Annotated in this window: 12 protein-coding genes and 1 pseudogene; 10 read left to right on the top strand and 3 right to left on the bottom strand. The window is 69.9% G+C overall.

What is annotated here, in order from left to right:
* The first annotated feature begins 50 nt into the window (after positions 1–50).
* Together ABZS42_RS11835 and ABZS42_RS11830 are read left to right on the top strand one after the other, a co-directional pair.
* Positions 51–959, top strand: coding sequence for a sugar ABC transporter permease (locus ABZS42_RS11835; RefSeq protein ID WP_355144301.1), 909 nt, complete (start codon positions 51–53; stop codon positions 957–959).
* Positions 956–1,864, top strand: a complete 909-nt coding sequence (locus ABZS42_RS11830; protein ID WP_355144299.1) for a carbohydrate ABC transporter permease — start codon at positions 956–958, stop codon at positions 1,862–1,864. Before ABZS42_RS11835 ends, ABZS42_RS11830 begins: the two co-directional genes overlap by 4 nt.
* Positions 1,865–2,054: 190 nt before the next feature.
* On the opposite strand, the gene ABZS42_RS11825 is transcribed toward ABZS42_RS11830, so the two are convergent.
* Positions 2,055–3,044: a BadF/BadG/BcrA/BcrD ATPase family protein gene (locus ABZS42_RS11825; protein ID WP_355144297.1), complete on the bottom strand. Its 990-nt coding sequence runs from the start codon at positions 3,042–3,044 to the stop codon at positions 2,055–2,057.
* A gap of 190 nt (positions 3,045–3,234) precedes the next feature.
* On the opposite strand from ABZS42_RS11825, the gene ABZS42_RS11820 reads away from it, so the two are divergent.
* From ABZS42_RS11820 to ABZS42_RS11785, 8 genes and pseudogenes are all read left to right on the top strand, one after another.
* A complete protein-coding gene (locus ABZS42_RS11820) occupies positions 3,235–4,197 on the top strand; it encodes a MurR/RpiR family transcriptional regulator (protein WP_355144295.1) in 963 nt (320 codons plus the stop codon).
* Entirely contained in the window at positions 4,194–4,943 is a 750-nt protein-coding gene (locus ABZS42_RS11815) for an SIS domain-containing protein (RefSeq protein ID WP_355144293.1), read from the top strand. Before ABZS42_RS11820 ends, ABZS42_RS11815 begins: the two co-directional genes overlap by 4 nt.
* A 26-nt stretch (positions 4,944–4,969) precedes the next feature.
* Positions 4,970–6,418, top strand: coding sequence for an N-acetylglucosamine/diacetylchitobiose ABC transporter substrate-binding protein (gene ngcE / locus ABZS42_RS11810; RefSeq protein WP_355144291.1), 1,449 nt, complete (start codon positions 4,970–4,972; stop codon positions 6,416–6,418).
* Positions 6,419–6,433: 15 nt separating this feature from the next.
* Positions 6,434–7,345: a sugar ABC transporter permease gene (locus ABZS42_RS11805; protein ID WP_355144289.1), complete on the top strand. Its 912-nt coding sequence runs from the start codon at positions 6,434–6,436 to the stop codon at positions 7,343–7,345.
* On the top strand, positions 7,342–8,265 hold the full coding sequence (locus ABZS42_RS11800) for a carbohydrate ABC transporter permease (protein WP_355144287.1): 924 nt from the start codon (positions 7,342–7,344) through the stop codon (positions 8,263–8,265). The genes ABZS42_RS11805 and ABZS42_RS11800 overlap by 4 nt, the downstream gene beginning before the upstream one ends.
* A gap of 94 nt (positions 8,266–8,359) precedes the next feature.
* Positions 8,360–10,069: a bifunctional 3'-5' exonuclease/DNA polymerase gene (locus ABZS42_RS11795; protein WP_355144285.1), complete on the top strand. Its 1,710-nt coding sequence runs from the start codon at positions 8,360–8,362 to the stop codon at positions 10,067–10,069.
* A 299-nt stretch (positions 10,070–10,368) separates the two neighbouring features.
* A pseudogene (locus ABZS42_RS11790) lies at positions 10,369–10,583 on the top strand (aldo/keto reductase); the annotation flags it as partial.
* A 154-nt stretch (positions 10,584–10,737) separates the two neighbouring features.
* Positions 10,738–11,421 (top strand): GNAT family N-acetyltransferase, encoded by a 684-nt coding sequence (locus ABZS42_RS11785; RefSeq protein ID WP_355144283.1) that lies wholly within the window; start codon positions 10,738–10,740, stop codon positions 11,419–11,421.
* A gap of 108 nt (positions 11,422–11,529) precedes the next feature.
* Here the strand turns inward: ABZS42_RS11785 and ABZS42_RS11780 are convergent, their stop codons facing one another.
* Together ABZS42_RS11780 and ABZS42_RS11775 are read right to left on the bottom strand one after the other, a co-directional pair.
* Positions 11,530–12,381, bottom strand: a complete 852-nt coding sequence (locus ABZS42_RS11780; RefSeq protein WP_355144281.1) for a tyrosine-type recombinase/integrase — start codon at positions 12,379–12,381, stop codon at positions 11,530–11,532.
* 202 nt (positions 12,382–12,583) lie between these two features.
* Positions 12,584–13,009: class I SAM-dependent methyltransferase (locus ABZS42_RS11775; protein ID WP_355144279.1), on the bottom strand; the 426-nt coding region annotated here is incomplete at its 5' end.

Genomic DNA, 13,009 nt, shown 5'->3' with positions numbered 1-13,009 from the left:
GGGGACGAGCGGTCCCCACCGGTCACCGCTTCCGGGAGTAGGGCCGACTCGTGAGACATGGCAAGTACCCGCTGATCCTGACGTTCCTGGTGCCGCCGCTGCTGCTGTATCTCGTCTTCGTCGTCTCGCCGTACCTGCAGGCCTTCCAGATCTCGACGACCGACTGGCTCGGCTACTCGGCCGAGGCCGACCCGGTCGGGCTGGCCAACTTCGAGACGCTGCTGCACGACGGACGGGTGTGGAACGCGCTCAAGAACAACGCGCTGCTGCTCGCCGTGGTGCCGGTGCTGACGATCGGGCTGGGCCTCTTCTTCGCCACCATGCTCAACATGGGCGGGCGCAAGGGTCGGGCCGGGGTGACCGGAGTGCGGGGCACGGCGGTCTACCGGATGGTCTACTTCTTCCCGCAGGTGCTCTCGGTGGTGATCATCGCCCTGCTGTGGAAGGAGGTCTACCACCCCAACAGCGGTCTGCTCAACGGCGCCCTTCGCGCCGTCGGCCTGCCCGCGCCGACCTGGCTCGGCGATCCCCGTACGGCCTTCTGGTGCGTACTGGCGGTGATGGTCTGGGCCAACGTGGGCTTCTACGTGGTGCTCTTCGGCGCGGCCATGTCGGCCATCCCGCGCGACATCTACGAGGCGGTGCTGCTCGACGGCGCGTCCCGGTGGACCACCCTGCGCCGGGTCACCATCCCGCTGCTCTGGGACACCGTGCAGGTGGCCTGGATCTACCTGGCCATCGCGGCGCTGGACGGGTTCATCCTGATCCAGCAGATGACCAACGGCGGCCCGAACTTCTCCTCCGACGTCATCGGCCTGCGGATGTACGAGACGGCGTTCGGCAGCGAGAGCAAGTTCGGGTACGCCTCGGCGATCGGCGTGGTGCTGTTCTTCCTGACCCTGTCGGTGGCGGTACTGGCCCTGCGGGCCGCCCGGCGTGATCGGATCGAGTACTCGTGACCATTCTCGACAAGTCCGCGTCCGAGGGCGCCGCCGCGGACGACCGGCGGCTGCCGCGAGACCGTGGGCTGCGCCGCGAGTCGGGCGCCGCCAACGTCTTCTCACACGGCTTCCTGCTGCTCTGGGGCCTGCTGACCGTACTGCCGCTGCTGTGGATGTTCGTCAGCTCGTTCAAGAGCGACGGGGAGATCCTGTCCGACCCGTGGGGGCTGCCCGGGGCGTTGCGGTTCGACAACTGGGCCCGGGCGTGGACCGAGGCGCACATCGGCCGCTACTTCCTGAACAGCGCCATCGTGGTGGCCGGCTCGCTCACCCTGACCATGCTGATGGGCGCCGCAGCCGCGTATGTTTTCGCCCGGTACGAGTTCCGCGGCCGCCAGGTCGCCTACTACCTGTTCGTCGGCGGGATGATGTTCCCGGTCTTCCTGGCTCTCGTACCGCTCTTCTTCGTGGTGCGCAACGCCGGCCTCTTCGGCACCTGGACGGGTCTCGTTCTGGTGTACGCGGCCTACTCGCTGCCGTTCACCGTCTTCTTCCTGACCGCGTTCTTCCGGACCCTGCCGACCGCGGTCGCGGAGGCGGCGCTGATCGACGGGTGTGGACACTTCCGGCTCTTCTTCCGGGTCATGCTGCCGATGGCCCGACCGGGAATGATCAGCATTGCGATCTTCAATTTTCTGAGTCAGTGGAACCAGTTCATCCTGCCCCAGGTGCTCATGCAGGGCGACGACTCGAAGTGGGTGCTGGCGCAGGGGCTCACCGCGTTGGCGGTCAGCCAGGGCTACCAGGGTGACTACAGTGGTCTCTTCGCTGGTCTGACCATCGCCACCCTGCCGGTGCTGGTCGTCTACGTGCTGTTCCAGCGTCAGGTGCAGTCCGGCCTCACTGCCGGTCAGCTCAAGTGACGCGCAGGCGCTGACCGATCCCGATCCGCACTGGCGCAGCTGCTCTACGCGGCGCGGCAGCGAGATCGTGCTCGATCCCGGAAAGGGTGCTCTTGGAACGGGCGGAGGCCACTACATCCAGGATCCAGCACGATCTCCGGGAGGGCGCCGGGCACGTGTGGGCGATGTGGGCGGGGCTCCTCAGTTGCGATCAGGGCGTGGGAGCGACCAGGAGGGCGTGCAGTGCGGCCGGGTCGATTACCTCGGGCAGGTCCCGGGCGGCGAGCCAGGCCGCGGCGGCGGCCCCGTCGCCGGCCTTGCACAGTGGCGCCCGCGGCCAACGCCGGGCGGCCTCGGCGCGGACGGCGGCGGCGAGCGGGGTGCCCCCGGTCAGCAGCCCGCCACCGAGGACGAGCGGACCGCCGGCGTCGGCCGGCCGGATCCGGCTCACACTGTTGATCAGGTGGGTCGCGGCGTCGGCGATCAGCCCGGTCGCCGCCGGCTCGCCCGCCACCGCGGCGGCGACCACGGTCGGTGCCAGCCGGGCCAGCTCCACGGGCGGGCGGCGGGTCACCACCTGGATGAGCGCGTCGACGGTGTCCCGGGCTCGCGGCGCCACCGCGGCCGAGCCGAGCAGGTCGGTGAGCAGCCGCCGGCCCAGCGCGTCGGGTGCGTGACCGCTGTCCAGGTCGCCCAGTAGCCGTCGGACCGCCTCCCGGCCCAGCCAGAACCCCGAGCCGGCGTCGCCGAGCAGCCAGCCGTGCCCGTCCGCCACACGGTCCAGCCGCAGTTCGCGCACCCCGGCGGCGATGGCGCCGGTGCCGGCGATGAGCACCGTGCCGTCGGGGTCGGCGGTACCCGAGGCGTACGCGACCAACGCGTCGCCGTACACCGCGTACGGGCAGCTCATCCCGGCGTCGCGCCAGGCCCGGTCGAAGGCCGCCCGGCCGGCGGGATCGGCGAGCAGGCGGCCGGCCCCGGCCAGGCCGATGGCCCCGGCGCGCACCCGGGTCGGGTCGACCCTCCCGAGCGCCCCGCGCAGCGCGGACAGCAGTTCGGTCGCGGCCCGTTCGGCGCCATGGCTGGTGGGGTTGCCGCCCCCGGCCCGGCCGGTGCCGAGGCGTTGCCCGTCCAGCCCGAGGGCGGTGGCCCGGGTGGAGGTACCGCCGACATCGAGCCCCACCACGACGGTTCCGGACATCCGCACCCCACCTCTTGATCGACGTCGCATTCATGCTGGTCGTCCGGTGGATGTGGGGCAAGCGCCGGACATCGCCCGAGATCGCGTACCAGGTAACAGTTTGAAAACTTCGCCCACGGTCTTGACACAGAGGGGCCCGCAGTAAGAACTTTTACCACTATCAGTTAACAGTCTTTTCGAAAGGCGTCCCATGGTTGATCACGAGGTGGACACCTCCGCGCGGACCGCGGTGGTCGACGCCGACGCGTTCAACCGACGGGGCGCGCGCGCCGCCGCAAGTGACGGCGTGCTCGCCCGGGTCCGTACCGGGCTCGACGAGTTGACCGGGGCGCTGCGCCGGGTCGCCGAGCACGTACTGAGCGACCCCGAGAGCGCCGCCCGTTCCACCATCGTGGAACTGGCCGAACGCAGCGGGACCTCGCCGGCCACCGTCACCCGGTTCTGCCGGGCCATGGGCTTCGAGGGCTACGCCGACCTGCGGCTGGGCATCGCGGCGGAGACCGGGCGGGCGCGGTCCGCCGGCTGGACCGTCGACATCGGACGGGAGATCCAGCCCAGCGACCCGCTCACCCGAGTGCTCGACCAGGTGATCGCCGCGGACACCCGCGCCATGCACGACACCGCCGCGCTGCTCGACCTCGCCGAGGTGGAGCGCGCCGCGGTGGCGATCGCCGGCGCGTCCCGGGTGAACATCTTCGGCGCCAGCGGCAGCGCGCTGGTCGGCGAGGAGATGCAGTTCAGCCTGCACCGTATCGGCGTCGCGGCGTGGGCCTGGAACGACGTGCACGAGGGCCTGGCCAGCGCCGCGCTGCTACGCCCCGGCGACGTGGCGCTCGGCATCTCACACACCGGGCAGACCAGAGAGACCATCGAGATGCTCGCCGAGGCGGGCAGCCGGGGGGCCACCACGGTGGCTCTCACCGGCTTTCCCCGCTCGCCGCTGGCCGAGCTGGCCGACATCGTCCTGGTCACCGCCAGCCAGGCGACCACCTTCCGGCCGGACGCGCTCAGCGCGCGGCACCCGCAACTGGTCGTACTCGACCTGCTCTACATCGCCGTGGCGCAGCGGACGCACGACCGGGCCCACGCGGCCTTCCGCCGTACCGCCCAGGCCGTCGACGGCCACAAGGCCGCGAAGGGAGCCGCGTCATGATCAGCGCCCAGGGGTACGCGGACGCCGTCCGGCCGCTGCTCGACCGGCTCGTCGACACTCAGTCCGAGGGGCTCGGCCGGGCCGCCGACCTGATCACCGCCAGCCTGCGCGCCGGGGGAGTGCTCCAGGCCTTCGGCGCCGGCCACTCCGAGGCGTTCGCCGCCGAACTCGTGGCCCGGGCCGGCGGGCTGGTCCCCAGCAACCGGCTCTCGGTGCACGACCTGGTGCTGCACGGCGACGCCCCGCGTGACGTGCTCGCCGACCCGAAGCTGGAGCGTGACCCCTCCATCGCCCACCGGATCTACGCGCTCGCGGCCCCCGAACCGCGGGACGTGTTCGTGGTGGCGTCCCAGTCCGGCATCAACGGCTCGGTCGTCGAGCTCGCGACGCTGGTCACCGACCGCGGTCATCCGTTGATCGCGGTCACCTCGGTAGAGCACACCGTGCGAGTCGTACCCCGGCACCCGTCCGGCCGGCGGCTCGCCGACCTCGCCGACGTCGTGCTGGACAACGGCGCACCGTACGGCGACGCACTGCTGCCGCTCGATGGCGGTGGCGCGGTCTGTGCGGTCTCCTCGGTCACCACCGCGCTGCTGGCGCAGCTGCTGACCGCGGAGGTCGTACGACGGTTCCACCAGGCCGGAGAGGTACCCCCTATCTACCTCTCCGCCAACGTCCCCGGCGGGGACGAGCACAACCTCGCCCTCGAGTCGCGGTACGTCGGGCGTCTCCGGCGCACCGCCTGACTCGAATCCCACAAGGAGAGACGACGATGTCCGTTACCCCCGAGAACCCGGTGGACCTGAGCCGCCGGACAGTGCTGCGTCGCGCCGCCGCCGTCGGCCTGGCACTCCCCGCCGCCGGCCTGCTCGGTGCCTGCGCCACCAGTGGCGGCGACGGGGAGACCGAGCAGGTCTCCGGCGGCACCAAGAGCGCCACCAACCCGCTCGGCATCAAGGAGGACGCGCCGATCGAGGTGATCATCTTCAACGGCGGCTACGGCGAGAAGTACGCCACCGACGTGCACGAGCCGCTGTACAAGAAGGCGTTCCCCAAGTCCGAGATCAAGCACCAGGCGACCCAGGCGGTCTCCACCGTGCTCCAGCCGCGGTTCGCCGGGGGCAACCCGCCGGAGTTCGTCAACAACTCGGGCGAGAAGTTCCTCGACTTCGGCGCGCTCGTCAACGACGGCCAGTTGCAGGACCTCACCGAGCTCTGGGACGCGCCGTCGGTCGACGACCCGAACAAGAAGGTGCGGGACACCGTCATCCCGGGCGTCGTCGAGCAGGGCATGTTCAACACCGCCGACGGAGGGCGCAAGCCCTTCGTCCTGTACTACGTCTCGACGGTCTACGGCATCTGGTACTCCGGGAAGCTGTTCACCGACAACGGCTGGACCGCGCCCACCAACTGGGAGCAGTTCAAGGCGCTCTGCGAGCAGATCAAGGCCAAGGGCATCACGCCGTACGGGTACGCCGGGGCGAACGCGGCCTACTACCAGTGGAACGTGATCCTCACCCACGCCGCGAAGATCGGCGGCCCCGACGTGCTGAAGAACATCGACAACCTGGAGGACGGCGCCTGGAAGCAGGACGCCGTCGTGCAGGCCGCCGAGGCGTGGGCCGAGATCGGGGCCAAGTACTCGGACAAGAGCTTCGAGGGGCTCAAGCACACCGACGTGCAGCTGCGGCAGAACCAGGGCAAGCTCGCCCTCTACCCGTCCGGGGACTGGCTGGAGAACGAGCAGAAGAAGGACACGCCGCCCGGCTTCAACTACCAGCTGATGCCGGTACCCAGCCTCACCGCGTCGGACATGCTGCCGGCGACCGCTATCCGGGCGGCCGGCGGCGAGGGATACTTCGTCTCGGCCAAGAGCAAGAACCCGCGCGGCGGGATGGAGTACATGCGGCAGATGCTCTCGAAGGCGGGCGCCCGAGGCTTCACCGAGACCGTGGGCGCGGCCACCGTCGTGCCGGCCGGCAGCGAGGGCTACGAGTTCCCGCCGGGTGTGGCCAGCTCGCAGGCCGCCCTCAAGGCAGCCGGTACCAACGTGTTCAACATGCTCTTCGACAACTGGTACAAGGAGCTCGACACGGAGGCGCGGACCGCCACCAACGAGCTGATGTTCGGTCGGATCAAGGCGGACGCGTTCGCGGATCGGGTCCAGAAGCGCGCCGACGCGATCAAGAAGGACTCCTCCGTCACCAAGTTCAAGCGCTGATCGGAGCGTAGGGTCATGCGGCACGGCAAGTATCCGTTCGTGATCGGGTTCCTGTTCGTCCCGGTCACGCTGTACGTGGTTTTCGTCATCGCGCCGTACGCGCAGGCGTTCCAGATCTCGATGACCAACTGGCGGGGCCTGTCGGCTCCACAGTGGGTGGGCTTCGACAACTACCGGAGACTGCTGGACGACGGCAGCTTCTGGAAGGCGGTCCAACACCACGGCGTACTGCTCCTTGCCCTGCCGCTGATCACCATTGCCATCGCGCTGTTCTTCGCCTTCCTGCTCAACGTGGGCGGGAAGAGCAGCGGTGGCCAACGCCAGGGGGTCTGGGGGTCGAAGTTCTACCGGGTGGTGTTCTTCTTCCCCCAGGTCCTGGCCGTGGCGATCATCGCGGTGCTGTTCCAGATGGTGTACCGGCCAAACGAGTCCGGACTGATCAACGGCGTGCTGATGAAGTTCGGCTTCGAGCCGGTGCTGTTCCTCATCAAGCCGAACCTGGCCCTCTGGTCGATCCTCGCGGTGCTGGTCTGGCAGGCGGTCGGTTTCTACGTGGTGCTCTTCTCCGCCGGGATGGCGTCCATCCCGACGGAGATCTACGAGGCCGCCGAGATGGACGGCGCGACCCGGGTCACGCTCTTCTTCCGGGTCACCCTGCCGCTGCTCTGGGACACCCTCCAGGTCGCCTGGGTCTACCTCGGTATCGCCGCGTTCGACGCGTTCGCCATCGTGGCGGTGCTCTCGGTGGACAGCGGCGGCCCGGACGGCGCCACCACGGTCCTGGCGATGGAGATCTACCGCAACGCCTTCGTCTACTCGAAGTACGGCTACGCCTCGGCGATGGGCGTGGCGCTGTTCTTCCTGACCATCACGTTCGCGGCCCTGACGCTGCGGCTCAGCAAGCGGGAAAGCGTGGAGTACTCATGAACCCGCAGTCGACGCTGCCGCCGACACCGGCGGCGCTGCCCCACACCGGGGCCCGGAACGGCGCCGGGCGGCGCGGGAAGGGCCGCCCCTCCGAGATACGACTGCTCGCCGGCCTCGGTCACGTGGCGCTCGCCGTCTGGGCGGTGATCGTGATCGTGCCGATCCTCTGGACGTTCCTGGCCTCGTTCAAGAACACCACCGAGATCTTCAGCAGCCCGTGGACCCTGCCCGGGGAGCTGCGCTGGGAGAACTACGCCCGGGCCTGGACCAAGGCGAACGTCGGCCGGTACTTCCTGAACAGCGTGATCGTTGTCGGCTTCAGCACCTTCGGCACCATGCTGTTCGGCTCGATGGCGGCGTACGTGCTGGCCAGGTACAAGTTCTGGGGCAACCGGGTGATCTACTACCTGTTCGTCTCCGGCCTGGCCTTCCCGGTCTTCCTGGCCCTGGTGCCACTCTTCTTCGTGGTGAAGAACCTCGGCCTGCTCAACACCCACACCGGGTTGGTGCTGGTCTACATCGCCTACTCGCTGCCGTTCACGATCTTCTTCCTGGCCGCGTTCTTCAAGACGCTGCCGTCGTCGGTGGCCGAGGCGGGGATGATCGACGGTTGTTCGCACACCCGGCTGTTCTTCCAGGTGATGCTGCCGATGGCGAAGCCGGGTCTGATCAGCCTCACGATCTTCAACGTCATCGGCCAGTGGGCGCAGTACCAGTTGCCGCTGGTGCTGCTCTCCAACGCGAAGGACAAGTGGGTGCTCACCCAGGGCATCGCCGACATCTCAGTCAACGCCGGATACGAGGCCGACTGGTCCGGGCTCTTCGCCGCCCTCACCATCGCGATCCTGCCGATGATCATCGTGTACGCGATCTTCCAGCGCCAGATCCAGTCCGGCCTGACCTCCGGCGCCGTCAAGTAACCCCACCGCCGGACAGGGGCCTCGTTCCCGGAGAGAGTGGCTGTTGCACGGGGAACAACCACTCCTTCCGGGCACGAGGCGATACCCGGGCCGGATGTCAGGGGGGCGAGGCAGAATCGCATCCGTGCTGGTGGCGGTGGTGGGTGGCGAAGGCGGCAGTGGTGGCGAGCTGCAGGCGCTCGACGACGGTGGGCGGCCGGCCGGGCCGCCCGAGCGGGTGGCCGACCTGCCCGCCGCGGTCGCCGCCCGCGAGCGCGACGCACACCCGCGCTGGGTGTGGCCGTCCGGCCCGGCCGTCTACCCGGGCCTGCTGCGTGCCGGGGTCCGAGTCGACCGCTGTCACGACGTCGAGCTGACCGAGGCGCTGCTGCTCGGCCACGCCGGACGCTGGGGCGAGCCACGCTCGCTCGCCGCCGCCTGGGCCCGGCTGACCGGCGCGCCGGTGCCGGCCGACCCGCCACCGCGCGCGCCCGCGCCGCCCGGCCTCGGTCAGGACGCGCTGTTCGACACCCCGTCCGGCGCGCCGGGGCCGGGCATCGACGCGCTGGTCCGGGTGTACGCCGACCAGCTCGCCCGCATCGCCGCCACCGCGCACCCCGGGCGGTTCCGGCTGCTCGTCGCCGCCGAGTCGGCCGGTGCGCTGATCGCCGCCGAGATGGGGGCGGCCGGGCTGCCCTGGCGCGCCGACGTGCACGACGAACTACTCACCGAGCTGCTCGGCGAACCGTCCCCAGTCGGCGGCCAGCCCCGCCGGCTGGCCGAGCTGGCCGCCCGGATCGCCGACGCGTTCGGCGTACGCCAGCTGCACGCCGATTCCCCGGCGGAGCTGCTGCGCGCGTTCGCCCGGGCCGGGGTGGAGCTGCCCAACACCCGGGCCTGGGTACTGCGCGGGGTCGACCACCCGGCGGTGCCGCTCGTCCTGGAATACAAGGAGCTCTACCGGATCTGGACGGCGCACGGCTGGTCGTGGCGCGAGCAGTGGGTGCGCGACGGTCGGTTCCAGCCGGAGTACGTACCGGGCGGGGTGGTCTCCGGCCGGTGGGCCACCCGCGGCGGCGGGGCGTTGCAGATCCCCAAGGTGATCCGGCGGGCGGTGGTGGCCGACCCGGGCCGGCGGCTCGTGGTCGCCGACGCGGGCCAGCTCGAACCCCGGGTGCTCGCCGCGGTCTCCGGCGATGCCCGCCTCGCCGCCGCGGGCGGGGCGGGCGACCTCTACGCCGCGCTGGCTCAGGACGCGTTCGGCGGCGACCGGGCCCGGGCCAAGGTGGCGCTGCTGGGCGCGATGTACGGCCAGACCGGCGGTGCGGCGGTGCCCGCGCTGGCGGTGCTCAAGCGCAGCTACCCGACCGCGTTCGGCTACGTGGAAGCGGCAGCGCGCACCGGCGAGGCCGGTGGCCTGGTGCGCTCCTGGCTGGGGCGAACGTGTCCGCCCGGCTCGGCCGGGTTCACGGATCCGGGAGACGGCCCGTTCGATCCGGACGTGGCCGACCCGCAGAGCTCACGGGCCCGCGCGGCCCGGTCCCGGGGCCGGTTCACCCGCAACTTCGTCATCCAGGCGACCGCCGCCGAGTGGGCTTCCACCCTGCTGGCGACGCTGCGCGGTGACCTCGCGGGCACCGGGGCCGAGCTGGTGTTCTTCCAGCACGACGAGGTGATCGTGCACGCCCCGGCCGAGCAGGCCGACGCGGTGGCCGAGGCGGTCACCCGCGCCGGCGAACGGGCGTCCCGGCTGCTGTTCGGCGACACTCCGGTGCGGTTCCCGCTGGATCTGTCCGTCGTTGACTGCTACGCGGACGCCGCATGACGGTCACCGCCCCGGGTCGTGCTGGCGGTGGCGGGCCGGCGTCTCTGCGACACCGTCGGACCGTACCGTCCGCTGCGTGACCGGACACTGGGGTACAACAATGGCCAGCACCGGGCGCGAGCGATGCTCGATGCCGGTGTACGCCGGACGCTCGTCGAGCGGGACTCGGCGGGGCGTGAGTGATGAAGCGCCTATGTAGTTGGCCCCTTACTTTGGCCGTGTCTTATCGCGGCAGCTTTCTCGCGCCAAATGGGGGAGCGAAGCACAAGGGCGGCGGCGTTGATCTTGCGGCGTTGAGCTTCTCACCGCTGCAGTCCGACGTCCTGGACAGCGTCGCGAAAAGGCTGGAGACCACACCGATGGCCGTGGCACTGGCCTGGCTGCTGCACCGCTCCCCGAACATCCTGCTCATCCCGGCACGTCCTCGCTGGAGCACCTGCGCGAGAACATCACCGGCGCCGCCCTGGAACTACCCGGCGACGCACTCACCGAACTGGACGCGGTCGGCGCCTGATCAGACCGCGCTCATCGGCACGATCGAGCACCCGATCCCCGTCGCCGCGACGGACAGTGACGAGCCGTACGCGGCAGATCCGCGCACGTGACCTCGGGCTCATTGCGTCGCAGGGCGTGGTGGGCCGCTCAGGTGCAAGTGATCTACTCGATGGGTGAGCAACCTGCGAGATCTCGTCGTCCGCTGGCAGCGCGGCTGGGGTGTGGCCCGCGCGCTGCCCGTCGCCGACGACGTAGGCGGCGCGTTGCGGGTCCGGTGCATGCAGCCCGGCCGCGATATCGAATACGTCGCGCTCGATGCCGACGAGGACTTCGCGTCGCTCACCAGGCTGGCTGCGCTAGTCGCTGGCGAGGACGCCATCACATGGCTGACCGTGCCCACCATCGACTCGGCGAGGGCGGCCTCGGCAGTGGTGGCCGCAGGCCTGATCGTGCTCAAGCACTCGGAACTGCTGATGACGGCCGATCTTCGAGGGCATCCGCGGAATATGCCCGCGGCACCGTACCGGCTGCTGACCCAGGTCGACCCACACGGTGGCGACAGCGTGGTCACGGCCACGGTACGGCACGAGTCGGGGGAGGTTGGTGCGCGCGGGACGATGGGACTGGCCGGTACGGATGCGGTCGCAGACCGGATCGAAACCACGCCGGCTCATCGCCGCAAGGGTCTAGCCAGCGCGGTCATGAGTGCACTGGCCGGTTCCGCGATCGAAGAAGGCGTCGAACGCGGCATTCTCATCGCCAGCGAGGACGGTCAACGTCTGTACAGGACGCTTGGCTGGAAGCCGGTGGCCGATGTACTGATCGCAACGACGCCTGGTAACAAGTACCCGTCCTGAGCGGCGCAGATAGCCTCGGCCGACCCACGCTCGTCGTCGTCGCTCAGGCGCGCAATCCAACGTCCGACGACAACGGCGCACTGATCTCGGCAGAGCCGTGAGCGCTGGCTATGTCCCGGAGGCCATGTACGCGGCGAGGATGTAGTTGGGGCGGCGGTCGAGGTTCTTTCGGGCTCTGTCGTAGCGCATGGTGGTTCTCGGGTCGGCGTGGCGGGCGGCGATCTGCACGTCGCGGAGGCTGACGCCGGCGTCGAGCATGGTGGTCACGAACGTGTGCCGCAGCAGGTGGGGATGCATCCTTGGCATCCGGATCCCCGCCGTGTGGGCGAGGTGCTTGAGCCGGCGGGTGGCGGCATGCCGGTCCATCCGAACACCGAGGGTATTGCGCAGGATCGGTCCGCTGGTGCGCTCGTCGACGGCGCGGTCGATGGCTCGGGCCACCGCGGGTGGCAGCGGGACGAGCACGACCCTGCCTCCCTTGCCGCGCACGCGCAGGACCCGGTGGCCGTGCTCCTCACCCAGGTCGGCGATGTTCGACCCGCAGGCTTCGAAGATCCGCAGCCCGAGCAGACCCAGGAGCGCGACCAGGGCGAAGTCGTTCGGGTTGGCCGACAGTCGGGCGGTAATGATCAGCGCCTCGAACTGCAAATGACCCAGCCCGAGGGTCGGCGACTCGGCCGGCACCGTGGGCCGGCGGACGTAGTCGGCCGGCGAATGCTCCAGGATGGCATCGATGACGCAGACCCGATAGAACCCGACCACGACCGACAGGCGCCGCGAGACCGTCGAGGGCTGGTAGCGGTGGACGTCCTGGAGCCAGCGCACGTACCGCTCGACGTCCATCCGCGCCATGGCGAGCGGATCAAGGGCCTGGCTGGTGCACCAGCGGAGGAAGACTCGCAGGTCGGACTCAGTATGGACGCGAGTTTCCCCACGGTAGCGGCCCAGAAAGGCGGACACCGCGGCACGCAGAACGAGCTGATTGGTCGGTACAACGGTGGAAGCGGGAGCAGGAGAGGTAGTCATGCATCACCGTGCGTCACCAGCAGCGATGAACGCCAGTCGCCCAGAGCGGCAGATCCGGATGCTGACGAAGTCGGTGTCTGCCGTGGCAGTCGAGCGTGCCGTCCGGGTGCGACTCGGGTCCGCAGCCGTCGCTGGCTCAGGGAACCTGCGGCGGGCGAGCGCGGTTTCCCGCTCCCCAGTAGAACGGCCCGGATGTTGAATGAACCTTGATACGCCAACCCATCCGGTCGAGCTGCTGTTCGAGGTCTTCGGGCTGGTACGGGACCTTGACGATTCGGTAGGCCGTTCCGTCGTTGAGTCGGCGTTGGACGACCGGGGAGTCCTCGCCCTCAATGAGCTCCTCGACCGTGCGGTACCCGTCGTCGACGAAGAACACCCTTCCATCCGGTTGCAGACAGTCGGCCACCAGCGACCAGAACCACGCGAAGCGTTCGGGCGGAACGTGCGACAACCAGAACCCGAAGAACACGACGTCGTAGCGACGGTCCGGCCGCCAGCCGAATAGCTCAGCCAGCACAAATCGGACCCGCTGCTTACCCACCCGGGCCGAGGCGATGCCGAG

The sequence above is a fragment of the Micromonospora sp. NPDC005367 genome (genome assembly GCF_040606825.1).
Taxonomy (GTDB): domain Bacteria; phylum Actinomycetota; class Actinomycetes; order Mycobacteriales; family Micromonosporaceae; genus Micromonospora.
This window is presented reverse-complemented; position numbering and strand designations above follow the sequence as displayed.